The organism is Parabacteroides sp. FAFU027 (assembly GCF_022808675.1).
Lineage (GTDB): Bacteria > Bacteroidota > Bacteroidia > Bacteroidales > UBA7332 > CAXXIC01.
In genome coordinates this window covers 78,704-103,021 of the sequence record NZ_JAKZKV010000007.1, presented here as the reverse complement: position 1 = coordinate 103,021, position 24,318 = coordinate 78,704, and the positions used below count along the sequence as shown (strand labels likewise).

The window sequence follows — 24,318 nt, the reverse complement described above, 5'->3', positions numbered from 1 at the left end:
TCTTTCTTTTAGTATATCAATCTTTATTTCTTGATTTTTGCTAATGTTTCCGTTTTTGCTTTTTCAAAACGGCTCATCAGGTCATTGATAGTCTCTTTAACCGATGATATTTTGGGTGCAAGATAAGCATTACTACCTGCAAATGCATAACCATTGTCCAGATTTCCTTTGTAAGCATTGTAAAGTGCAACAATGATGCAATAAGGGCTTTTTTGGTAGTCGCAGGTTCTTAAGCACTGATAAGGGCATGATTTTGGTTTGGTCAAACCTTGTTTTACTTTTTCAAGGAAATTATTCTTTAAAGCACGACCTGGCATTCCCACCGGGCTCTGGATGATCTCAACATCATTTACATCTGCCTTTACATATGACATCTTGAATTTTTCGTCAGCATCACATTCGTGAGTAGTTACAAAACGGCTGGCAATTTGAACGCCTTTAGCGCCTTTCTGCATGATGTTGTACATATCTTCACCTGTGTAGATACCACCGGCAGCAATTACAGGAATTTCTACACCATATTTTTCTTCAAAAACGGCAACCTCTTTTACAACTTCCGGAATCAAGGTCTCCAGAGAGAAGTTAGGGTCGTGAATCTGATCGCTTTTAAAGCCAAGGTGACCACCAGCTTTAGGGCCTTCCACCACGATCATATCGGGTAGATAGTCGTACAAAGATTTCCATTTGTCACAGATCAGCTTGGCTGCTCTGGCAGAAGAAACAATAGGAACCAGCTTGGTTGTACAATCGGGAGTGCGATATTTGGGAAGATCCAATGGCAGTCCTGCTCCGGCAAAAATAATATCAGCTTTTTCCGCAATGGAGGTCTTAACCATATCCGCAAAGTTGGTAAGAGCCATCATTATGTTTACCCCGACTATACCGGATGTTTTTTCTTTTGCTTTTCTGATTTCTTCTTTGAGACCACAGATGCACGCTTCCATATAATCTTTAGCAGTGTTTCTGTAGATAAGACCAAGACCGGCGCATGAGATAACACCGATTCCACCTTCGTTAGCAACGGCAGATGCAAGTCCGTTTAATGAAATACCTACTCCCATACCTCCTTGAATAATAGGTACACGAGCCGTTAGGTTTCCGATTTTTAATGAATTCATATATTAAGATTAGATATAAACTGAGCAAAGTTACATATAAAAAATCACCTGTATTGATTCCGTTTTTGAAAGGGGTGATTTTTAACTGAATTTGGGGATAAATCCTTGTTAATTCGTTATTTATAGCACGTTTGTCAGTTTGTTATTCTGTAATGTTTTTGTATAAACAAAAAAAGCAAGCCTTTCGACTTGCTTTTTGCGGTATGGACGGGACTCGAACCCGCGACCCCCTGCGTGACAGGCAGGTATTCTAACCAGCTGAACTACCACACCGTTTGAGTTTTGTGATCCGCCTGGGGTTCGAACCCAGGACCCCAACATTAAAAGTGTTGTGCTCTACCAGCTGAGCTAGCGAATCATCGGGATTTCCTTTAGAAGGAAAAAATGTTTTTTGTGATCCGCCTGGGGTTCGAACCCAGGACCCCAACATTAAAAGTGTTGTGCTCTACCAGCTGAGCTAGCGAATCATCAGTTGCTTTGTTTTTCAAAAGCGATGCAAAGGTAGGGGTTTATTTTTAATCTGCAAATGTTTTCGCTTAAAGATTTTCCTGGTTTTTGTGCTGAATATCTCTATTTGTCATGGAATCAGCATCGTAGGTGGATGGATTTTTTTTATCGATTTCGTGTAAAATGTATCTTTTGTAGTAACTCAGGCAAAGAGTTGTCGCAGGAAGTGCAATTATCAGACCGATCAAACCTAATAAACTACCCCAGATAGAAAGCGAAAGAAGGATGATTGCAGGGTTCAGTCCGGTTACCCGTCCCATTACGTTTGGCACAATAATCATATCTTCGATGCCTTGCACGATTGCCATAACTAAAAAAGCAAGACCTATAATTACCCAGAAACTTTCGTTGGTTTCTGCCGCTTTTAGCAAAGAAAGAAAGACAATGGGGAGTAGCCCAACGAATTTCATGTAGGGGATAAGGTTAAGTAAACCCATCAATAGACCCATAATAATACCTAGGGGCATCCCTATGATTTTAAATCCGATCGCCAGCAAAGTACCTACAATTAGAGAAACCAGAGCTTGCCCACGAAAATATCGGTTCATACCGTAACTTACATCAGAAATGATTTGTTCGACCAGATTTCTGTATCTTACGGGGAATAATTCTATAAAACCATTACTGATGCGGTCAAAATCTTTCAGAATAAATATGGTGTAAAGCAGGATGATTACAGATGCCAGTACACTCAAGACCAGGTTTAGAGAACTGGAGAGGAATTCCCAGAATCTGGGGGCGACCTGTTGAATTAATTGTTTAATATCTTCCTTTGTTAATGCTGAAAGAAGATAATCTAGACTGATATTATGTTTGAAATAAATGGTCCATTCAGCCGGAATCAGAGGTATTGGCCCTTTGCGGTTTTGGTATTCATTAATTAAAAGTTTTAATTTGTAAATTTCATCCGTAACCGATGGTGCTAGTAGCCAGGAAGCCCCGATTATGATGGATATTGCAAATATAATAGTGGCGATGATGGCAAGAATCCTGTTTTTGAACTTAAGCTTATTCTGAAAAAATCCAACCAATGGGTTCAGAAGGTATGCAATAAGCCACGCAATAAGAAATGGGAGTAGTGCTTCCTTTATCAGTATAAGAATATAAATAATAGCTATTGCAAATATTATACTGAAAAATATTCGCGAAACCCGGTCAAAGGTAAATGGTTTTCGAAGTTCTATCATAATAATGGATATAAGAAAAATGTGGTATATGATGCAGAAATCAAGAGGTAATTCCCCGCCTTATGTTGATGTTCATTGCAAAAATAATACTTTTGTCAGTCGGTTAGTTTCCTGTCATTGTTTTTCAAATATAAAATCAGACCACTATTTCTTTATGAACAGAAAAATACTCCTTACGGTTTCATCATTGTTTCTTTTCTTCAGTGGATTTGCGCAAAAGTCGGAGGCTTTGCAGCATTTTATCTCAAATAACTGTTTTTCATCAGCAGGCCTCTCAGTTACTGTTAAGAATGTTGGTAATGGAAATACAATTGTATCGCATAATTCTCAACTCAATCTTACACCAGCGTCTACACAGAAACTGCTTACGACTGCTACAGCGTTAGAGATGTTTGGTCCGGAGTTTCGTTTTGAAACCAAGGTATATTATAGCGGTAAGATCAGTTCGGCCGGAGTGTTGACCGGAGATATTGTCGTTAAAGGAAGTGGTGATCCTACTTTAGGGGCACAGTATTCCTCTCAGGGACAAAGTGCATTTTTTGATACTATTTTATCAGCCTTGAAACGTAACGGTATTCGCGAGATTTACGGTAAAATAATCGGTGATGAGAGACTTTATAATACGGAAATTGTGCCATGGAAAACTCCCTGGGAGGATATGGGGAACTATTATGCGGCCGGAGTTTCAGCGTTGAATTATTCGGATAATAGCTATAAGCTGACATTTAAGACCGGAGCAGCAGGAAGTCGTCCCCGGATTGTAGGTGTTGAACCGAAAGTGATAGGTCTAAAGTTTCAGAACTTTCTGATAGCAAAAGATAATGATAAAGATAGTGCATATCTGTATGGTATGCCATATTGCCATGAACGTTATATTTATGGTTCTGTTCCGGCCAATCAATCGTTTTTTTTCATAAAGGGGGATGTTCCTGATCCGGCTTTATTTGCGGTGCAATCTTTGGCCGTGTATTTAAGAAGTCGTGGGGTGAAAGTATCGGGGGAGGAGACTACCAGCCGGATTTTAGAGCAGCAGGGTAGTGCCATAATTCCCAACGGAGAGATCTTGTGTACTTTTAGATCAGACTCTTTGGGCGAAATTATAAAAGTGACTAATAAGAAAAGCTATAACTTTTACGCCGAAGCATTATTGCGACTTATAGCATCCAGGTATAGCAAAGACGGGTCCTTACCAGCTGGAATTGCAGCCGAAAAAGCTTTCTGGGATAAGAAAGGCCTTAATGCAGGGAAAATATTGATTTATGATGGTAGTGGTCTTGCTCCATCAAACAGGGTTAACTCCGGTTTTCTGGTTGATCTGTTGCGCTATATGATTACGCAAAGTCACAACAAAGAAAGTTATGTCCGGTCATTGGCTATTGCTGGAGAAGATGGTACGTTGAAGAGCTTTCTTGCGAATACAGCTTTAAAAGGGAAAGTAAAGGCAAAAAGCGGAAGTTTTGAAGGAGTGCTAACATACGCCGGTATAGTAAATAAGAATGGTTCGGAATATGTCTTTTGTGTAATGGTAAATGCTTTCACCTGTCAGACATCTGTCGTGAAAAGGGCCATTGAACAGTTTTTGATGGATTTATGATTGTCTTTTACGGGGTAATTTGCCCAAAGTCTATTCAGATTGGATAAAAATCTGATTCAAAAATATCAGTTTTCCGTTTTATACATTACTTTTGTTTATCTAACAACTCTATATTTTGTTCTTGAAAGGTTTATGGCCGAAAAAAGGAATATTGAAATGATTGTAAGGGAGCTTAAAGAATTGCAGTCTTTGAGTGATGCACTGGCAGTATGCAATCCATTGCCACAGTCCCTTTTACAACTGATTAAGGATAAAGCTCAAAGAGTCGTTACTCTTACGGAGCAGGTAATGACTCATTCCGGGGAGATTTCTGCTGATTTTTCCACATTGGAAGCTGTAGAAAAACCAATTAACGATGCCGCTCCAGTAAACAATGAGGATAAAGGGATTGTTTTGAATACAGTTTCTGAAGAATTTATTCAGCCGGAAGAGGTTTCGGTTTCAATGCCTGTCGTTCCTCCGGTTTCAGTTGAAGAGGTTTCTGAAAAATCGGTTTCCACTCTGGCTCAAAAACTGACTTTGAATGAACGCTTCAGATTTCTTAGGAATCTTTTTTCGGGAAATGAATCTCTGATGATGTCTGTTTTTGCAGAATTGGATAATAAATCCGGTTTGGACGAAATGGAAGAATACCTGAAAGTGAAATTTCAATGGGATTGGGAAAGTGCACCCGTTCTTGATTTTGTACAGTTTCTCGAACGAAACATTAAATAATTGCTGATGGCAAAATTGATTATTATACCTACGCCGATTGGCAATTTAGAAGATATTACGCTACGTGCGGTCAGATTATTGAAAGAGGTTGATTTGGTTTTAGCTGAGGATACCCGCACGACTGGGAATTTGTTGAGACATTTGGATATTTCTGTAAAAATGCAATCGCATCACAAGTTTAACGAGCATAAGACGATTGAACAAATCGTTAACCGGATAAATGCCGGAGAAAATGTGGCGCTTGTATCAGATGCCGGAACGCCTGCGATTTCGGATCCGGGATTTCTGGTTGTTCGTGAATGTGTAAAAGCCGGTATCGAGGTGGAGTGTCTGCCTGGCGCTACAGCTTTTGTTCCTGCGTTGGTTGTTTCTGGTTTACCCAATGACCGCTTTTGTTTTGAGGGGTTTCTTCCTCAGAAAAAAGGGCGGAATACGCGCCTTAAAGAGTTGGCGGAAGAGTCGCGAACCATTGTCTTTTATGAATCTCCATATCGTGTACTCAAGACATTGACTCAGATTGCCGAATTTTTCGGTTCAGAAAGAGCTGTTTCCGTTTCAAGAGAGTTGTCAAAGCTGCACGAGCAGACCGTCAGAGGTACATTGGCTGAAGTTATTGCTCATTTTGAACAAAATGAACCGCGCGGAGAATTTGTTATTATTGTAGGAGGAAAGCCTTCTGAAAAAGGAACAAAAGAACCCAAAGAATAATATGACATATCACCATTATTAATCTAAAATAGATACTAAGATGAAAAAGCTGCTTTTACCATTGCTTGCAGTAGCCCTGATGGTTGCTTCATGCGGAAAAAATTCTTCAGAGTATAAAACTCTGAAAGCTGAAAACGATTCGCTTAAACAACAACATGAGCAAGTCGTGAAAGAGTATGATGACGCACTTACCTTGATCAATGAGGTACAGGACGGGCTTGGCAAAATGAAAGATGCAGAGAATTACCTGAAAGTGCAGGGTGCCCAAGGTAAAGAACTGACTCCTTCTGCACGAGAGAAGATTGTAGGAGATATGAAATTTGTTTCTGAAACACTTCAAAAAAACAAAGAAAATCTGGATAAATTGAATGCGATGGTTAAAAATGGCCGCATTCAATCGGCACAGATGAAAAAGACCATTGAGAAGATGGTGGCCGAATTAGAAGAAAAAACCAAAGCTATTGCAGATCTTCAGGCTCAGTTGCAACAGAAAGATGTGAAAATTGGAGAATTGGTTGCTCAGACTGAAAATTTGACAGGACAGGTTACAAGCCTGACAACAGAATCAACAAAGCAGAAGGAGGAAATCGCATCACAGGATAAAGCCATCAATACAGCCTGGTATGTGTTCGGAACTAAAGCTGAGTTGAAAAAACAGAATGTAATCACCGGTGGGGGTTTGTTCAAGAAAGCAGATGTGATGAAAAAAGAGTTCAGTAAAGAATACTTCATCGCTATCGATATTCGTAATACTAAGTCTATTGAGCTTTTCTCTAAAAAGGCAAAATTCCTTACTACCCATCCGGCAGGAAGTTACTCTTTGGAAAAAGATAATTCCGGTATGTTGATTCTGAAAATTACTGACTATAAAGCATTCTGGAGCGTTTCTCGCTATCTCGTAATCCAGGTAGACTAAGAAAAGAACGTTCAGATAAATCTTTTAAAAGACCTGCTTTTTTGAGGAAAGGCAGGTCTTTCTATTGATATAAAATTGAAAGTAAGAAAACAGATAGGATTTTGATTTATATATAAATTGTTGACAATGAGGAAGTACAAAAGTGTATTTGTAGATCTTGATGATACGTTGTGGGATACCAAATCAAATTCAAGAGAGGGTATGACAGAAATCTTTTTTCAGTATAAACTGGAAGAATATTTTGAGAGTTTCGAACATTACTATGGGATTTATACGGAAAGAAACCAGGAATTGTGGCATCAGTACCATCATGGCCAGATTGGGAAACAATTTCTAATTAGTGAGCGGTTTCTTCACCCTTTGCGTTTTGCGGGTTTGGCTGACGAAAATCTTGCTATACAAATGAATAGCGATTATCTTGACGCTGTATCATCTAAAACCCAACTGATACCTAATGCAAAAGACCTTCTGGAGTATTTGTATCCCAAATACAGATTATTTGTTTTATCAAACGGTTTTAGGGATGTGCAGCAAAAAAAACTGGCTAATTCCGGTCTTCTGGGTTATTTTGAGAAAATCATTACTTCCGAAGATGTCGGGGTAAATAAGCCTTACCCTGGAATATTTGAGTATGCTCTCAAATCAACAAATTCCCGCAAAAAAGAGAGTATAATGATTGGTGATAATCCTGAAGCGGATATAGCGGGTGCCTATAACTACAAATTAGACCAAATCTATTTTATGAATTTTCAATGTCATTCACTTCCGTTTACTCCGACCTACTCTGTAGATACGCTTGATGAGGTGAAATCTATACTTTAATGCAGTTTATGCATTTCTGACATAAAGAAAGCCTGTTTTAATGCAAACTTTGTTCTGGTTGTACTGTTTCTAATAATAATTGAATATATTTGCTGACGTGTAAGTGATAGTGTGACAAAATGTTTTATAGTATGTGTATGTATAATGTATGATTCTGTATAAATAGACGTATTTAGTGTATTTGGGATAGTTGATATAAGTTTTAATTTAAAAGTGGTTTTATGAGAAAGTTGACGCTCTTCTTTCTATGTTTGATTGTAAACATAGCGCTCGTTTCTGCACAGACCAAGGTCAGTGGATTGGTCATATCTGCTGAAGATGGGCAACCCGTCATCGGAGCTTCGGTAGTCGTAAAGGGTACCAAAGTGGGGACTGTAACAGACCTGGACGGTCGTTTTAGTTTAAATGTTCCTTTCGGAACAAAGACTTTAGTCTTTAGGTACGTTGGGTTTGATTCAAAGGAAGAATCAGTTAAAGCCTCAATGCGTATTGTGATGCAGCCCTCTTCGCAGGCGTTAAGTGAAGTGGTTGTTACTGCCTTGGGCATAAAAAGATCAGAGAAAAGTCTCGGTTATGCAGCAACCACAATTTCTAATCAGCAATTGACTACTACAGGAGACCGAAGTGCGTTAAATGCACTTCAGGGAAAGGTCGCCGGTGTTGATATTTCTTCAGCGTCCGGCTCTCCGGGTGCATCTACACGTGTGATACTGAGAGGTTATTCATCGCTAAGATCAAATAATCAACCGTTATATGTAATTGATGGAGTGCCAGTCAGTAATGGAGTAGTAAATCAAACCGACATAAATGGAGGATATGATTTTGGGAACAGAGCCAATGATATCAATCCTGATGATATCGAGTCAATTACAGTTTTAAAAGGAGGTTCTGGTACAGCTCAATATGGTTCTAGAGCAGCAAACGGAGTTATTATTATTACTACAAAAAACGGATCAAAAGCTAATAATAAGGCGAAAATTGAAGTCTCATCAACGACAACTTTTGATACACCTTTGAAATTGCCATTGATGCAAAATGAATTCGGTCAGGGATGGTATGATGTAGGGGGAACAGCTACAAACCTAGAAGAAAATGGCAGTTGGGGACCTCGATTTGATGGGAAAATCAGAATTTGGGGACATGTTGTCGATAACCAACAACAGATTAAACCCTATGTTGCACTACCTAGTAATATCAAAGACTTTTTTGATGTTGGTGTAACTACCAATAATAGCTTTTCGTTGTCCAATGGTGATAAGGACAAAAGCTATTTTATTTCATATGCCAACATCAATAATGATGGAATAATGCCTTCCAATGCAGATTCGTATAAAAGAAATAATCTTTCATTGAGAGGTTCTTCTACTTTTTTGAAAAACCTGACACTCTCCGGTTCACTTAACTATGTGAGAAAGGATACAAAATTCGTCCCAACCGGTCAGGAGCAGTCTGTATTAGACGCTATTTGGCAGAGTGCGCGTGATATCAGCCTTGTTGACTTGAAAGATTACAATAACAAGTTTAACAACGTGGATAATTATTATACTGTGTACGCTCAGAATCCATATTATGTGTTGAATGAGCACGGCAATAAATTTATGGAAAACAGAGTCTATGGCAATACGGCTTTAGACGCTAAGATTTTACCATGGTTGACAGCCACTTTCAGAATCGGAGAAGATGCCTCTAACAGTACCTTGAAAACCTGGCGGGCAATAACCAAATCTACAAGAGCAGATTATAACAAAGAAGTAGGTCGGGTAGGGGAAAACTCTTACTATGCATCTGAGTTTAATACTGATTTCCTATTGAAAATTGAAAAGAAGTTACAAGATAAAGTTTCTTTGAATGCAATTCTGGGGCATAACTTTAATCAACGGGATACCAGAGTTCAGACTGCAGAAGTGGTCGGTCTTGATATTCCCAATTATTATAATCTGTCAAATAGTTCATCTACACCTTCTGTTACCGCAACTACAACTCAAAGGCGGTTGGTTGGTGTATATGGTAGCTTTGACCTGGGATACAAAGATTGGTTATTCCTAAACTTTTCTGCCAGAAATGACTGGTCTTCAACGCTTCCCGTTAATAATAGATCGTTTTTCTTTCCAGGAGGAAGTCTCAGTGTTGTATTTACTGAGTTGATGGGTAAATCTGTGCAAAATATTCTATCTTATGGAAAGATACGGGCAGGTATAGCACAGACAGGTAATGATGCTGATCCTTATTTGATTAATTCTGTATTGGTTCAAACAACCCATACGGATGGATACAGATCTCTGGAATATCCCTTGGCTGGTTCGATAAATGGTTTCTCTGTATCCAACAGAATAGGAAGTGATAAATTGAAGCCAGAGATTTCAACCGATATGGAGATTGGAACTGAATTGAAGTTCCTGGATAATCGATATGGTATGGATATTGCTCTCTATAATAAGACTATTACCGATTTGATATGGCAAGCATCCATTCCGGCTAGTACTGGATATACAAGCATGATGATGAACCTTGGTAAAATAACGAATAAAGGGGTAGAAATCAGTGTGAGTGTGATACCGGTTAAAGTAAAAGATCTTGAATGGGAGGTTTTTGCCAATTATACAAGAAACATCAACAAACTAGTGAAACTAACCGAAGGTCTTGACCAAATTTCATTAGGAGGAACCAGCTCCATCAACTATATGGCCAGACCTGGTTATGAATTAGGATTATTTGAAGGAAATGTATTAGAGACAGATCCGGATGGTCATACAGTAGTGGATGCTCAGGGACTTCCAATTTTCAAATCAGAGAAAGGCTATCTTGGTTCATCGCAAAGTAAGTATAGGATAGGTGGCGGAACTTCCATTAAATTTAAAGGGATTACTCTCAAAACGGTATTTGATTTTAGAAAAGGAGGGCATCTCTATTCCAGGACTAAAGAAATTCTGTACTTTACCGGTAATGCTCCGCAAACAACCTATAATGACCGTCAACCATTCATTATTCCAAATTCAGTCCAGTTGGTTGATGGAAAGTATGTTGAAAATACAACTCCAATTGCCGGATGGGATCATAATCTTAATTTGTACTACAATCAAACATATAATGCAGGTATTGGAGGTGCATATGCTTTGGTAGACAGGACTTTCCTGAAAATGCGGGAATTAAGTTTATCATATGCTATTCCTAAGTCAGTTTTGGCATCGTCATTCATTAATTCCGCAGAGATCGCTTTGGTTGGACGGAATCTATTCATATGGACACCCAAGTCTAATATTTTTACAGATCCGGAGCAAACGACTTTTGGTAATGACATTGAAGCCGGTTTTGGTGATTATGGTGCAACACCTTCTACTAAAAGCCTGGGATTTAGCGTGAAATTAGGATTTTAATCTATAAAAAATAAACCTTATGAATAAGATAATATATAAGTACTTGCTGGTTTTGATAAGTACGTTTTCATTACTGGGATGTAGTGATAAATTCTGGGATATAAATACAGATCCCAATAATCCATCTGTGGTTACACCTGCTTTAGCATTACCCAGTGGAATATCAGGTAGTGTCTTTGTTATAGGAGGATATTATCACGCATTAGGAAGTTTCTGGACACAACAATATGCACAGGCTCCTGCGGCGTCACAATGGTTAGAATGGGAATCATATAACCTGACTGATGATGATTTTGACAGACAGTTTACTACTATGTATTCCGGTGCATTAACCGACCTACAATATGTGAGAGAGCAGGCTAAGAATTCGTCTAGTTGGCCATATTATTCAATTGCAACCCTGGTTCAGGCTTACGATTTTCAGGTGTTGGCTGACTTGTATGATCAAATACCTTTTACAGAGGCTTTAAAAGGATCAACTATTTTACAACCGAAATATGATAAGGGGGCTTTAGTTTATGATAGCTTATTTGCCCGGATCGATGATGCAATATCCCGGAACTTAACTAATGTTCCTGCTTCCCTCGAAACGTCTGACGTATTATTAGGTGGAGATATGGATGCATGGATCGCGTTTGGAAATACACTTAAACTTAAAATGTATCTGAGGTATGTGAATGTAGATCCTAATAAATATAAGAGCCAAATCATTGCGCTTTTAAACGAAAATAATTTCTTAACGAAAGATGTCCGTTTTACGGCATTCAAAGCGCAGGAAACCGGATATAATCCCTTCTATAATACTTTTGTTGATCGTCTGGCAGGAAATATTGTCGCTAATAAAACATTGGTAAATTATCTGGAGAATAATAATGATCCAAGACTTCAAAAATTTTTCAATGCTTCTGTGACGGGTTCAATTTATGCCAGTGTTGCTACAGGTGAGTCTAAAACCTTATTGGGAACGATTAATAACTACGCCACACCTAATATTGGACAAATAGATCCGGTTTATTTATTTACTAAAGAAGAGGTTTTGTTTATGATTGCGGAAGCTCAGGCCAGATATAAAACGTCAGCAGAAGCCCAAGCGACTTATCTGAAGGGCATTAAAGCATCATTGAGTAGATATGGACTTCCAGAGGACACTGTTTCATATTCATATAATGGAATAAAGTCAATTATTGAACAGAAATGGATTGCAGCAACAAACCTGAGAGCCATTGAAGCTTACTTTGATTTTAACAGGACTGGTTACCCTGACTTTTTTAGTACGTCATTAACCTCTGTTTTATCCGGCAATGCTAGACCAAAACGTCTGTTCTTTCCGGCAACAGAGAGAAAGACTAATGCAAATACACCTGATAGAGTTCCTCTTACAGAGAAAGTCTGGTGGGGACTATAACTTCTAAAACTGACTAGATATGAAAAAAATAATTATGATCATAAGTTTGTTAGGAGCTATTATGGCTTCTTGCAATAAGGACTCTGAAGGAGTTTCAACAATGACTACTTATCCGACTGTCGAGTTGAAGGGCGATGAGGCGTTGACTATTCTTGTAGGAGGCTCTTATACAGAATCAGGCGTAATCGCTAAAGAGGGCGATACCGATATTAGTAGCACTGTGGTCATTGATGGCGCTGTCAACACATCTACCCCAGGCGTTTATACTATTAAATATACTGCGACAAATAAAGATGGCTTTACGGCTACAGCCAGACGCTATGTTGGTGTAATAACAGCAGAAGCTGCCGCTATGGATATTTCAGGAACTTACAAGCGAAATGCTGGAGCTTTGGGGTTGGTGAGTGTGACAAAGACAAATTATCCGGGGCTTTATATCAATAATAATCCGGGAGGAGCCAAAAATTCGGATGGTACAAACGTCAGTGATATTTATGTTTATATGTTCCAGACGAAAGCGACTGTAGTGAATGCTCCATCTCAGGATACTAAGGTTGGTGAATTTGCCTGTATAAATGGAGTCTATGATGCAACCAATAATCTGTTTAAATGGGTATGTGTAAATTCTGGTTACGGAACGGCTTTACGTACTTTCATCAAGCAATAATAATAAAAAGTATAGTCTTATGAAAAAAATAAATTATCTATTGTTGACATTGTTCATGCTATTGGCTCTTTCTTGTGAGCAGGAATATAAAAAAGAGTACAGCTGGGCATATCCTTTGTCTGGAGACTGGATGCTTAAAGAGTATGTAGATGGAGTTGCCAGTGGATCTCCGTTTGAAATAAAGATCTATAACTCTTCATTTGGGAAAGATTCAATTTGGATTGATGATTATGGTACCGGAGTTGCAAGTGCCAGTCAATATGGTAATTATTGGACAATGAAATTCAAGGCAAAAGCGGATATGACTTCCAAAACATTTCAAACAGGTTTGTCAACATCTGTAATTCCGGGATATGGCATCGGGATTAAAGTCGCTAATGGAAAAGTCATAAACAATGACAGTATCTATTTTGAAATAATGTTTGAAGACGATGCTACTCCATATGGCGTTACTCATGTTTTAGCAGGGCACAGATCAACCTCGTATGAAGAATACATGAATCATTAAGTGATTCAGGAAATGATAACCAATAAAAAAAGGCATTGAAAAATGCCTTTTTTTATTGGTCGATTTTTAAGCTGATATTTATATAATAGCTTTGGGCTTGGTCAATGCTCTATAAATCAGATAACACCCAATAATTATAAACGGCAGACTCAACAATTGGCCCATATTTAATAGCATATTAGCCTCAAATGCTTCCTGGTCGTTCTTGATAAATTCTATAAAGAAACGGGTTAGGAATATCCCATTCAGGAAGATGCCGAATATAAGCCCTTCTTTTTGCCACGCCTTCTTTTTGAAATAAAGGTTCATCAACAAGATAAAAACAAGGATATAGCACACAGCTTCATAGATCTGAGTCGGATGTGACGGATCGGAGAAAATTGGTTCTGCCCCATGTCTCCAGGCCTGAAGATTGGTCACATAGCGGAATGCCCAGGGCAAATTGGTTGCATGGCCATAAATTTCGTGATTGAATAGGTTGCCGAGACGAATTAATGCACCAACTAACGCTACAGGTACAACCAGACGGTCAAATGTAAAGAGCATACTCCGGTGCGTTACCTTCTTTGAATAGATCCAAATGGCAATGATAATACCGATTGCTCCTCCATGGCTGGCCAGTCCGCCTTCCCAGATTTTGAAAATTTCGATCGGATTAGCCGAATAGTAATCCCAGGCATAAAAGAGACAATGTCCCAAACGGGCACCTATCACCGTTCCGGCGATGACATAGATAAACAGGCTGTCGAGCCATTTCAGGTCGATATTTTCCTGCTTAAACATTTTCTCTACAATCTTGTATCCGATCCAGAATCCAATGGCAAACATCAGTCCGTACCAACGGATTTCACGGCCCAGGATATTGACAATGGCCGGATCTACAGTCCAGGTAATATAATTCAGCATAGTGGTATTGGTTTAACGTAAAAAGAGTTGTGAGCGGCAAAGATAAAATTTACCCTGTTAACTCACAACTCTTTATATTATTTGTTTCTGATTTCCTCAGCTTAGTAGGCGGATTCAAATTGTCGCAGGAACCGCACATCATTTTCGGAGAACATCCGGAGATCTTTTACCTGGTATTTCAGGTTGGTGATACGTTCGATACCCATACCGAGGGCATATCCGGTGTATTCTTTGCTGTCTATACCGCAAGCTTCCAATACGTTCGGATCCACCATGCCACAACCTAGGATTTCTACCCATCCGGTATGTTTGCAGAATGGACAGCCTTTTCCTCCGCAAAGGTTACAGGAGATATCCATTTCAGCCGATGGCTCTGTAAACGGGAAGTAAGACGGGCGGAGACGAATTTTGGTTTCGGTTCCGAACATCTCCTTTGCAAAGTATAATAAAGCCTGTTTCAGGTCAGCAAATGAAACGTTTTTATCCACATACAGCGCTTCTACCTGGTGGAAGAAACAGTGTGCACGGTACGAAATCGCTTCGTTGCGATACACGCGTCCCGGGCAAATGATACGGATAGGCGGTTGGGTTTTCTCCATGACGCGAGTCTGAACAGAAGAGGTGTGTGTGCGAAGCAACACGTCCGGACTACGCTGGATGAAAAAAGTGTCCTGCATATCACGTGCAGGGTGGTCTTCGGCAAAGTTGAGTGAAGAAAATACGTGCCAGTCATCTTCGATTTCAGGCCCTTCGGCAATGGTAAATCCAAGACGGGCAAAAATATCGCAAATTTCGTTTTTGACGATAGAAAGCGGGTGGCGTGTACCTAATGCAATCGGATAGGCCGTGCGGGTCAGGTCTTCTTCTACGCTGCCCAGGTTTTGGCTTTCCAATACTTCTTTGAGCGTATTGATTTTTTCCTGCGCCTTATCTTTCAGTTGATTGATAAGCTGTCCAACTTCACGTTTTTGTTCAGCCGGAACATTTCGAAAATCATTCATCAGGCTGGTGATTTCGCCCTTTTTACTGAGGTATTTGATACGCAACGCTTCTACCTCGTCAAGGTTTGCAGCGGTGAGGTTGGATATTTCGTCGAGCAACGATTTAATTTTGTCAATCATAATCATCGTGTTTTCTGATTCAGAGTGCAAAAGTACAAAATTAAGTTACACGTATGTCTTTGCTAAATGAAAAAAGCTTCTCTTCTGGTGAATCTTGAACCGGATAGGTGCAATATGTCAGAATCAAAAGCGAAATGTGCTGCAAATCATCGTTTTTGTTGCTAACTTTCTTTAGTATATTAGCGGAAAAGTGCGAATAAAAATTATCTTTGCACTATGAAACGAAGGTGGATCCGCAATTCGGTGTTTATTAGCCGTAGCAAATGGATTTATCGAGAGTTTCCCATCTGTTTCAAAGATTAAATTATTCGGATGAAGCTTCTGATATCACATATTGAATACCTGTTAACCGAGAATGATTGCGTGATTGTTCCCGGCTGGGGTGGTTTTGTGGTACAGCAGCATAATGCGTTGATTACAGAATCAAGCATTCTGCCTCCATCGCGGGAGATCTGTTTTAATCCGGGTTTGGTGCATGATGACGGGATTCTCATCTCATCAATTTCTCAAACGCAGGGGATCAGCTATTCTGAAGCACGGCGTCTGTTGAATAATGAGGTCGGGATTTTCAATGCCGAATTATCTCATCAAAAGAGTATTGAATTTGGGGAAATAGGAAAGTTCTCTTTCGATGAAGAGCAAACTTTGCTATTTGAACCAAAAGATAATGTTTCCACAGACCTTGAATGTTTGGGTTTTGCTCCGCTGCAATTGAAAACATTGGATCAGATTCAGCAAAAAGCAAAACCACAACCAGCCGAGCGCAAACCGTTTGCTGAGCAGGAGGGAGATATTATTCATATCCGTTTCAGTAAGCGCAAAATGCTTCGGGCTATGGCTTCTGCTGCGGCGATAATGATATTGTGGGTGTTTTCATCTCCGGTAAAGGATCAACGCTCAAACATCAGTTGTGCAGGTATGATTTCGCGGTTGGAGTTTTCGAAACCACATTCCCCTGTAACGCCTTCGGTCAAGAAAGATACGGTCATAATGAAGGATACAGTCGTCGTGGAGAAAAAGATAGAACAAGCAGTCGAACCTAGGGATTCCGTAGTCGAAGAGTTGCACTATTTTATCGTGCTGGGTAGTTTCCAGACCGAACATGCAGCTAACCGGCATAAAGAACAGCTTTCAGAGTTGGGTGTCCCTCATGTTGGAGTGAAAAAGATGGGAAGCAAGATGCGTACCTATCTGAAGGGATTTGCTGATAAGGATTCTGCCATGAAATATCTGAACAAGATCAGGGATGACCGGGAGGAGTATAAAGAGGCTTGGTTATATTGTATGAAATAGATTTTAAGTTTATTATATCAGAGTACCTTCTGCGATTGCAGGGGGTATTTTTTTACCAGTAAATGAGAATAAAAAAGCCGGACTAAATCCGGCTTTTATTTCTTAAATGTAATTTTAGCTCTGCAAATTGACCGGGAGTTATGTCCCGTGATTTCGATCTGAGTTTCGTGATCGGAGGCTGTTGCCCGGTGAAAATGAAGCTTATCTCCGGGTTTTGATTCCGACATGAATGTGATGTCAAATCTGTTTAGTTCTCCGATTTGCTTAATGTCTGATGAAAACAGGTTAATGATATGCTCCACATACTTGCAGGTATTGACATGTCCGTTGAAATCCAAATCTGAATATTTCACATCATGAAAATATTCCGGTTCGCTTGATACAATCCCGATTTTGCCAGGTTTATCGATTGGACACTCTTTGTCAACTTTGTGATTGCTGATGTCGCTTACAGCTGTTAGATCTGCAGCCTTTCGGGTGTTCAGGTCTATCATTGACCACACAGTGCGTGCGTAACCTAAAATTTCACCTTTTTGATTCTGAAAACAGAAATTCCGGGTAGAGAAATGTTTATTCAAATCTTCAACCCAGGTCTGAATAACAATATGGTCATAGATTTCAGGAAAGCTCTCCAACTCAATAGCAGCTCTGGCTAATACCCAGGAACAGTTCCCTGCATTTAAATGGCGGAGCCCCCAGCCTCGTTCGTCAGCATGGTATCCGGCGCAGTCAAGCATCTTTCGCACGAGTACCGGTAACGGATATTTTCCAAAAATATCGACGTCTCCCGCTTCTATACTAAAGGTGTAACTACCTATCCGGTTCATTAGTCTGCTTTTTCAGCCCTCTTTTCAAGGAAATTACTCAGCAGCTCCTTTGAGCTCTTGGTAATGGCAATCCGTCCTGAACGAACAAACTGCATTACTCCGTATTGTTTCAGCTCTTCAAAGAATAACTGGGTATCTTCCGTATGTCCTGTAAGTTCAAGTACGGCGTAATCGCGGTTGATTTCCAGAAAACGGGCATTGTACTTACGAACCAGATTTTCCACTTCTACATGGTCAACGATGATGTTGGTTGCCACTTTGTAGAGTGCAATTTCCTGATAAATAACCTCTTCATCAGTATAGAAGTAAGCTTTAACCACATCTACGCGCTTTTCGATCTGCTTAACCACTTTATCCACCATGTCTTTGGTTGAGAAAACGGTGATGGTGTATTTGTGGATACCCTCGATCGAAGAGGCAGAAACGGTCAGGCTTTCAATATTGATCTGACGACGTGTGAATATATTCGAAACCTGGCTCAGGAGTCCGGGTTGGTTTTCCGAAAAAACGATGATAGTAAATAGTTCCATAATTCGGTGCAAAGTTTAATGTTCTACGTTACCGTTATTGGTGGGATTATTTATCACCCAGTAAAATGTTAGAAATAGATGCTCCGGTAGGGATCATCGGATAAACCATACCTTTGGTTTCAACTTTCACCTCAAGCAAATAGGGCTGGTCATCGCTGAGCATCTCGGCAATGGCGCCATCAAGATCCTCACGCTGAGAAACCGAACGACCTTTGATCCCGTATGCTTGGGCAATCATGATGAAATCCGGATTCTTCATGTGGGTTTCCGAGTAACGGTCATTGAAGAAGAGTTCCTGCCACTGGCGTACCATACCTAGGAAGTTATTATTCAGGATAATCATTTTCACACCTGTACCTTCCTGCAGTATAGTTCCCAGCTCCTGGATGGTCATTTGCATACCACCGTCACCGGTAAAGAGACAAACAGTACGGTCTGGTGCTCCGATTTTAGCCCCGATAGCAGCCGGAAGTCCGAATCCCATCGTGCCCAATCCGCCCGATGTAACCATGCTGCGGGATTGGGTAAATTTGAAATAACGGGAAGCCATCATTTGGTTCTGACCTACGTCGGTTACCAATACCGCTTTGTTTTCGGTGGCTTCCGAAACTTTACGGATTACTTCACCCATGGAGATTTCGTGACTTGTCGGATTAAGTTCCGGTTCGATTACTTTCTCTTGTTCGGTTTGTTCGTATTCGGTGAATGAATCAATCCATTCGGTATGTTTAGCTGCATTCAGTTTTTCGGTAACCAATTCCAATGTTTGTTTGGCATCACCCAATACAGCTACTTCCGCTTTTACATTCTTGTTGATCTCAGCCGGGTCAATGTCGAAGTGAATCACACGGGCCTGTTTGGCATAAGTGTTCAAATCACTCGTTACACGGTCGTCAAAACGCATACCGATAGCGATCAAAACATCGCATTCGTTGGTTTTTATGTTTGGACCGATGTTTCCGTGCATTCCCAGCATACCTTTGTTCAGACGGTGCTCAGTCGGCATTGCAGACGAACCAAGCAAAGTCCATCCCGCAGGAATGTCTGCTTTTTCAAGGAAGGCATTCAACTCTTTTTCAGCATTGGCAAGGATAACCCCCTGGCCAATCAATGCAAAAGGTTTTTTTGCTGAGTTGATCAACGCAGCAGCAGCTTCAATGGACCATGGTTCCACATCTGGTACCGGAACGAAGCTGCGGATGAAGGTGCATTTTTTATAGCTATATTCGAGTTTTGCGATTTGAGCGTTTTTAGCAAAGTCAATCACAACAGGACCCGGACGGCCTTCTCGTGCGATATAAAATGCACGGGCAATTGCACCGGGGAGATCTTCTGCATTGCGTACCTGGTAGCTCCATTTGGTAATAGGCTGGGTAATACTTACTACATCCGTTTCCTGGAATGCGTCTGTTCCCAATAGTGCAGCTCCTACCTGACCGATGATGACAACCATAGGTGTGCTATCAATCATGGCATCGGCAATACCGGTAATGGCATTTGTTGCTGCCGGACCGGAAGTAACAAGTGCGACACCTGTTTTACCACTAACGCGGGCATATCCTTGTGCCGCATGGGTTGCACCTTGTTCGTGACGAACCAAAATGTGTTTGATTTTATCCTGATGGTCGTGTAAAGCATCGTAAACCGGCATGATGGCACCGCCGGGATATCCAAAGATGGTATCAACCCCTTCATGGATCAGTGATCTCATTAATGCTTCCGCGCCTGAAATTAGTTCTTTGCTCATAGCAGATCCCTTTCTGATTTTATCGTTTGGGAAAATAGTTAAAACTTGATGTTATTGTAGCCCTAACAGGTTTTAAAAACCTGTTAGGTTTTAACTGAATGTTCTCAGTTATGAATTCTTTAAGATAGAATTTTATTCCACAATTCTTACAGCACCCATATCAGCCGAAGCTACCATGCTGGCGTAAGCGCGGAGTGCTTTAGAAACAACGCGGTTTCTGTCTTTGGGTTTAAAGGCATCTTTACCTCGTGCTTCTTCGGCTTTGCGTCTTTCGGCTAACTCCTCGTCACTGACCAACAGGTTGATAGAACGGGCCGGGATGTTGATCTCGATGATATCGCCTGTCTGAACCAAGCCGATATTACCGCCCGAAGCTGCTTCCGGAGAGATGTGGCCGATAGAAAGACCTGAAGTACCTCCGGAGAAGCGACCGTCGGTAATCAACGCACACTCTTTACCGAGGTGGCGTGATTTGATGTATGAGGTCGGATAAAGCATCTCCTGCATACCCGGGCCGCCTTTAGGCCCTTCGTGAGTGATCACCACGACGTCTCCGGCTTGTACTGTTCCTCTCAGGATTCCATCACAGGCTGTATCCTGCGATGTGAATACTTTCGCCGTTCCTTTGAAAAGGAAGCAGCTTTCATCTACTCCGGCGGTCTTAACCACACAGCCGTTGAGCGCGATGTTTCCGAAAAGGACAGCCAAACCGCCGTCTTTTACATAAGCGTTATCGTAATTGCGGATACAGCCGTTTACACGGTCAGTATCCAGCTCTTTGTATTTAGAATCTTGTGAACCCATCACCAGATTGAAGCGGTGAGCAGGGGCACTTTTGTATTTGTCAATGGCAACCTCGGTAACATTCGGGCTGTTGATGTCAAATTTGTCGATCGCTTCGCCCAATGTCAGACCGTCAGCACGACTTACATTTGTGTCAATCAATCCGATTTTGTTCAACTCCGACATGATGGCCATGATACCTCCGGCACGGTTAACGTCCTGAATGTGGTACTTCTGCGAGTTTGGAGCTACTTTGCACAAACAAGGAGTTTTGCGTGAAAGTGCGTCAATGTCAGCCATTTTGAAATCAACTTCCGCTTCGTTGGCAATAGCAAGGAGGTGAAGAACCGTGTTGGTAGAACCACCCATGGCAATATCGAGTGCCATCGCATTCATAAAGGCAGAACGGGTAGCGATAGAGCGTGGCAATACGCTGTCGTCTCCGTCGCGGTAATATTTGTATGCGTTTTCAACGATCAGCTTGGCTGCGTCAACAAACAGTTGGGTACGGTTGGCGTGAGTAGCCACGATAGTACCGTTACCCGGCAGGGCCAGACCGATGGCTTCGTTGAGGCAGTTCATCGAGTTGGCGGTAAACATTCCCGAACAGCTACCACAGGTAGGACAGGCCGAAGCCTCTACTTTAGCTACTTGTTCATCGCTAACGCTGTCGTCAGCTGCCTGTACCATGGCGTCGATCAGGTCAAGGTGTTTGCCGTCGAGCTCTCCGGCTTCCATCGGACCACCTGATACGAAAACTGCAGGGATATTGAGGCGCATAGCAGCCATCAGCATACCCGGAGTGATCTTGTCACAGTTGGAGATACACACCATAGCATCGGCTTTGTGTGCATTAACCATATATTCAACGCTGTCGGCAATCAGGTCGCGTGAAGGGAGGGAATATAGCATACCGTCGTGTCCCATTGCGATTCCATCGTCGATAGCGATGGTGTTGAATTCAGCAGCAAAGCAGCCCAGTTTTTCGATTTCGGCTTTCACCTTTTGTCCGATTTCGTGAAGGTGGACGTGTCCCGGTACAAACTGAGTAAATGAGTTGACTATGGCGATGATAGGTTTGCCTAATTGTTCACTTTTCATCCCGTTGGCTTTCCAGAGAGAGCGTGCACCGGCCATTCTGCGGCCTTGTGTGCTGAACGAACTGCGTAACTGATTTTTCATTGTTTGTTTGAATTTAATCGGCGGTCAGAATCTTTTTCTGGGGAGTTGTTCCCGATTGATAAAGAGCTGTTTGCCACGTATAATTTCGATGTTTCTATGTAAATCCTGTTATGTTGGATGACTATTTTAACAGTCGGCCATTTTTGCCGTGCAAAAATACGGATTAAAACTGAAAAAGCCTTTCCCGACAACGAGAAAGGCTTTGACAATAACTGCTTATAGTTCTTTTAACTACATACCTTTCTCATTTGCGTTTCCAGACCACTAGAACGACATTAACAGAGACGATATGTAAGTTGTAAATCATTATGCTTTGATTCTTTGATTTTGCAAATATAGCGATTCTATTTATTCTTCCAAATTTTCTGTTAGAAAAATGTTGTTATTTCTGCGAAACTGAAAGTTGGGGCGTGGTATTTGTTTGATATTATAAATGATGGAAGGTTTCATTCAGTATTATAGCCAGAATGTAATCATTGATACTCAAGTTTGCAAAGATTGAAAACTGATAGAATAGCTCTACCTTTGCAAAAAAAAAGATCATTATGTTAGCACATATAGGAGAGATAGCCGGGCTGGGAGTGTCTGTTTGCTGGACACTGAGCGCTTTGTTTTTCGAAAAGGCAGGAAGTAGAATAGGGTCATTGCCTGTCAATTTTATCCGCTTGTTTTTTGCAATTTTGTTTTTGGGTATCACCACTTTGCTTACCAAAGGGATTTTCTTTCCTTCAGATGCTACCGGATATCAATGGTTTTGGTTGGGCTTATCCGGTTTTATCGGATTTTATCTGGGTGATTTACTGTTGTTTAAGTCCTACATGATTGTCGGTTCGCGCACGGCAGCGTTGATAATGAGCTTTTCACCCATGCTGACAGCAATGATTGGCTGGTTCTTTCTGGAGGAGAAGCTGAATGCCCTGGAGGTTACTGCCATTATGGTCAGTGTGACTGGTATTGTTACCGCTATTTCCAACCGGAAAATGAAACTGAATATTCCTTTCAAAGGACTGATGTTTGCTTTGGGAGGAGCCCTTGGGCAATCCGGAGGTATTATTCTGAGTAAAAAGGGTATCGGAACGTATGATGCTCTGGCTGCTACACAAATCAGAGCTTTGTTTGGCTTAGTTGGCTTTATCGTGATGATTACCCTGATGAAACGTTGGTCTCATGTTATTCGGGCATTCAGGGATAAAGCGGGTATGCAGGCAGTAACAGTAGGCGCAGTTTTTGGCCCTTTTGTCGGTGTTGCACTGGCGCTTTTTTCCATACAGCATACCAATACGGGGATTGCCTCTACACTGATGGCTCTCGTTCCGATATTTATTATCTGGCCTTCTTCTGTCATGTTTAATGAAAAGATTAAGATTCAGCAGATTGTAGGGGCCATAATCAGTATTATTGGGGTGAGTCTGTTTTTTATGTAATTGATCTTCAATTCAAAGCCCCGTTCTCTTTGGCAATATTTATCCAATGCTCCGACAGGTGTTGTGGATTTGCTCCGAGGCTACGAGCCAAATGTAAGGCCATTGCCATGGTCAAAACGGAAGCTTCGTGCAACTCTTGTTCAGTTTTCAGGTTGCCGCAAGCGAGTTGTAGTTTTTCTTGCAATAACTCATTGTGTTGTTGTGAAAACAAAACCGGGTCGTTTGAGTAAGGGATTTCAGGAAGCATCAGGTCGTCCATCCACTCGTTGCCGATACGGGTGACCAACGCGTCGGGGTCTTCTTTACCCATTTGTTTCCAGGCTGCCAGGGTTTTGCGGTCACCAGACGCAGCTAAACCAGTATCGAGTAATAACATAAAAGCAATATCCGCCAGACTTTGCATCAACTCCAGATAGGCGTCCTGTGCCTGCTCAAATCGTTCTGTCTGCTGACCTTCAAGGTATTCCGCTACGGTTAATTGGGGCAAATCCAACACTTCCGGACAGCTATCCAGGCAAGGGAACTGACTGCCCTGATACATATAGCATACCTCTCCGTTTTGAATTTGTCTGGCTATCGGAAACAATCTGCAAGCCAACGGACGTCCCGGATGAACGCTGCACCCAAAGTTCTCAATGTATTGATTGCATGCCTGTCTGCTCTGATTATCACTCTTACCGTTAAACAGCAAACGAATACCGCCAAAAATGGAATGCAAATCCCGGAATTCCCGAACAGAAATGCCTTTCTCCGTTGCCAGACAAAGCAGTTCCCACGGATTTAACCAGACTCTGTTTCCGTGGCAGCAGATTCCGGTGCGTGAACAGGTGAGCGGTAGTTTGGTGTCAGGTGTGAGTCGGGTTGTTTGCATAAATATTTGATAGACTTTTGTTTAAGCTGATATAACGTAGGTAGTCATTTGATTGAAATAACTTTCAGCCTTCAAAAGTACGGGATTCTCCGTTACTCCCGGTCAATTTGCAGG

Annotated in this window: 20 protein-coding genes and 3 tRNA genes; 11 read left to right on the top strand and 12 right to left on the bottom strand. The window is 41.2% G+C overall.

Going from position 1 to position 24,318, the window contains the following annotated elements:
* Positions 1-23: 23 nt before the first annotated feature.
* The 5 genes from MLE17_RS12165 to MLE17_RS12145 form a co-directional block, all read right to left on the bottom strand.
* Positions 24-1,118 (bottom strand): NAD(P)H-dependent flavin oxidoreductase, encoded by a 1,095-nt coding sequence (locus MLE17_RS12165; RefSeq protein ID WP_243347025.1) that lies wholly within the window; start codon positions 1,116-1,118, stop codon positions 24-26.
* Positions 1,119-1,317: 199 nt separating this feature from the next.
* Positions 1,318-1,391 (bottom strand) — tRNA-Asp (locus tag MLE17_RS12160).
* A gap of 12 nt (positions 1,392-1,403) precedes the next feature.
* Positions 1,404-1,476: transfer RNA gene (locus tag MLE17_RS12155), tRNA-Lys, on the bottom strand.
* A 36-nt stretch (positions 1,477-1,512) separates the two neighbouring features.
* Positions 1,513-1,585: transfer RNA gene (locus tag MLE17_RS12150), tRNA-Lys, on the bottom strand.
* Between the two features lie 69 nt (positions 1,586-1,654).
* Complete coding sequence (locus tag MLE17_RS12145) at positions 1,655-2,812, bottom strand: AI-2E family transporter (RefSeq protein ID WP_243347022.1); 1,158 nt, start codon at positions 2,810-2,812, stop codon at positions 1,655-1,657.
* A gap of 154 nt (positions 2,813-2,966) precedes the next feature.
* On the opposite strand from MLE17_RS12145, the gene dacB reads away from it, so the two are divergent.
* From dacB to MLE17_RS12100, 9 genes are all read left to right on the top strand, one after another.
* Positions 2,967-4,406 (top strand): D-alanyl-D-alanine carboxypeptidase/D-alanyl-D-alanine-endopeptidase, encoded by a 1,440-nt coding sequence (gene dacB / locus MLE17_RS12140; protein ID WP_243347020.1) that lies wholly within the window; start codon positions 2,967-2,969, stop codon positions 4,404-4,406.
* A gap of 156 nt (positions 4,407-4,562) precedes the next feature.
* Entirely contained in the window at positions 4,563-5,120 is a 558-nt protein-coding gene (locus tag MLE17_RS12135; RefSeq protein WP_243347018.1) for a hypothetical protein, read from the top strand.
* 6 nt (positions 5,121-5,126) lie between these two features.
* Positions 5,127-5,828: a 16S rRNA (cytidine(1402)-2'-O)-methyltransferase gene (rsmI, locus tag MLE17_RS12130; RefSeq protein WP_243347017.1), complete on the top strand. Its 702-nt coding sequence runs from the start codon at positions 5,127-5,129 to the stop codon at positions 5,826-5,828.
* A 40-nt stretch (positions 5,829-5,868) separates the two neighbouring features.
* Positions 5,869-6,744 carry a hypothetical protein gene (locus MLE17_RS12125; RefSeq protein WP_243347016.1) on the top strand — a complete coding sequence of 292 codons (876 nt, stop codon included), beginning with the start codon at positions 5,869-5,871 and terminating at the stop codon, positions 6,742-6,744.
* A gap of 126 nt (positions 6,745-6,870) precedes the next feature.
* Positions 6,871-7,566 (top strand): YjjG family noncanonical pyrimidine nucleotidase, encoded by a 696-nt coding sequence (locus tag MLE17_RS12120; protein ID WP_243347015.1) that lies wholly within the window; start codon positions 6,871-6,873, stop codon positions 7,564-7,566.
* Positions 7,567-7,787: 221 nt separating this feature from the next.
* Complete coding sequence (locus tag MLE17_RS12115) at positions 7,788-10,940, top strand: SusC/RagA family TonB-linked outer membrane protein (RefSeq protein ID WP_243347014.1); 3,153 nt, start codon at positions 7,788-7,790, stop codon at positions 10,938-10,940.
* A 19-nt stretch (positions 10,941-10,959) separates the two neighbouring features.
* Entirely contained in the window at positions 10,960-12,345 is a 1,386-nt protein-coding gene (locus MLE17_RS12110) for a SusD/RagB family nutrient-binding outer membrane lipoprotein (protein WP_243347013.1), read from the top strand.
* A 19-nt stretch (positions 12,346-12,364) separates the two neighbouring features.
* Entirely contained in the window at positions 12,365-13,012 is a 648-nt protein-coding gene (locus MLE17_RS12105) for a DUF5011 domain-containing protein (RefSeq protein WP_243347011.1), read from the top strand.
* A gap of 19 nt (positions 13,013-13,031) precedes the next feature.
* The gene (locus MLE17_RS12100) at positions 13,032-13,520 is read left to right on the top strand and encodes a lipid-binding protein (RefSeq protein ID WP_243347008.1); all 489 of its coding nucleotides are present in this window, start codon (positions 13,032-13,034) and stop codon (positions 13,518-13,520) included.
* Between the two features lie 78 nt (positions 13,521-13,598).
* On the opposite strand, the gene lgt is transcribed toward MLE17_RS12100, so the two are convergent.
* Both lgt and pheS read right to left on the bottom strand, forming a co-directional pair.
* Complete coding sequence (gene lgt, locus MLE17_RS12095) at positions 13,599-14,426, bottom strand: prolipoprotein diacylglyceryl transferase (protein WP_243347007.1); 828 nt, start codon at positions 14,424-14,426, stop codon at positions 13,599-13,601.
* Positions 14,427-14,527: 101 nt separating this feature from the next.
* On the bottom strand, positions 14,528-15,547 hold the full coding sequence (pheS, locus tag MLE17_RS12090; protein WP_243347006.1) for a phenylalanine--tRNA ligase subunit alpha: 1,020 nt from the start codon (positions 15,545-15,547) through the stop codon (positions 14,528-14,530).
* Between the two features lie 312 nt (positions 15,548-15,859).
* Here pheS and MLE17_RS12085 point away from each other — a divergent pair, with 312 nt between their 5' ends.
* Positions 15,860-16,840 (top strand): SPOR domain-containing protein, encoded by a 981-nt coding sequence (locus tag MLE17_RS12085; RefSeq protein ID WP_243347004.1) that lies wholly within the window; start codon positions 15,860-15,862, stop codon positions 16,838-16,840.
* Positions 16,841-16,935: 95 nt separating this feature from the next.
* Here MLE17_RS12085 and MLE17_RS12080 read toward each other — a convergent pair whose 3' ends face one another.
* From MLE17_RS12080 to ilvD, 4 genes are all read right to left on the bottom strand, one after another.
* Positions 16,936-17,667 (bottom strand): acyl-[acyl-carrier-protein] thioesterase, encoded by a 732-nt coding sequence (locus tag MLE17_RS12080; RefSeq protein ID WP_243347000.1) that lies wholly within the window; start codon positions 17,665-17,667, stop codon positions 16,936-16,938.
* Positions 17,667-18,197 carry an acetolactate synthase small subunit gene (gene ilvN, locus MLE17_RS12075; protein ID WP_243346997.1) on the bottom strand — a complete coding sequence of 177 codons (531 nt, stop codon included), beginning with the start codon at positions 18,195-18,197 and terminating at the stop codon, positions 17,667-17,669. Before ilvN ends, MLE17_RS12080 begins: the two co-directional genes overlap by 1 nt.
* Before the next feature lie 46 nt (positions 18,198-18,243).
* Positions 18,244-19,944, bottom strand: a complete 1,701-nt coding sequence (gene ilvB / locus MLE17_RS12070; RefSeq protein WP_243346995.1) for a biosynthetic-type acetolactate synthase large subunit — start codon at positions 19,942-19,944, stop codon at positions 18,244-18,246.
* A 132-nt stretch (positions 19,945-20,076) separates the two neighbouring features.
* Complete coding sequence (ilvD, locus tag MLE17_RS12065; protein ID WP_243346991.1) at positions 20,077-21,909, bottom strand: dihydroxy-acid dehydratase; 1,833 nt, start codon at positions 21,907-21,909, stop codon at positions 20,077-20,079.
* Positions 21,910-22,454: 545 nt separating this feature from the next.
* Here ilvD and MLE17_RS12060 point away from each other — a divergent pair.
* Positions 22,455-23,333 carry a DMT family transporter gene (locus tag MLE17_RS12060; RefSeq protein WP_243346989.1) on the top strand — a complete coding sequence of 293 codons (879 nt, stop codon included), beginning with the start codon at positions 22,455-22,457 and terminating at the stop codon, positions 23,331-23,333.
* A gap of 7 nt (positions 23,334-23,340) precedes the next feature.
* Here MLE17_RS12060 and MLE17_RS12055 read toward each other — a convergent pair whose 3' ends face one another.
* Positions 23,341-24,204: a YkgJ family cysteine cluster protein gene (locus tag MLE17_RS12055; RefSeq protein WP_243346987.1), complete on the bottom strand. Its 864-nt coding sequence runs from the start codon at positions 24,202-24,204 to the stop codon at positions 23,341-23,343.
* Positions 24,205-24,318: the final 114 nt, after the last annotated feature.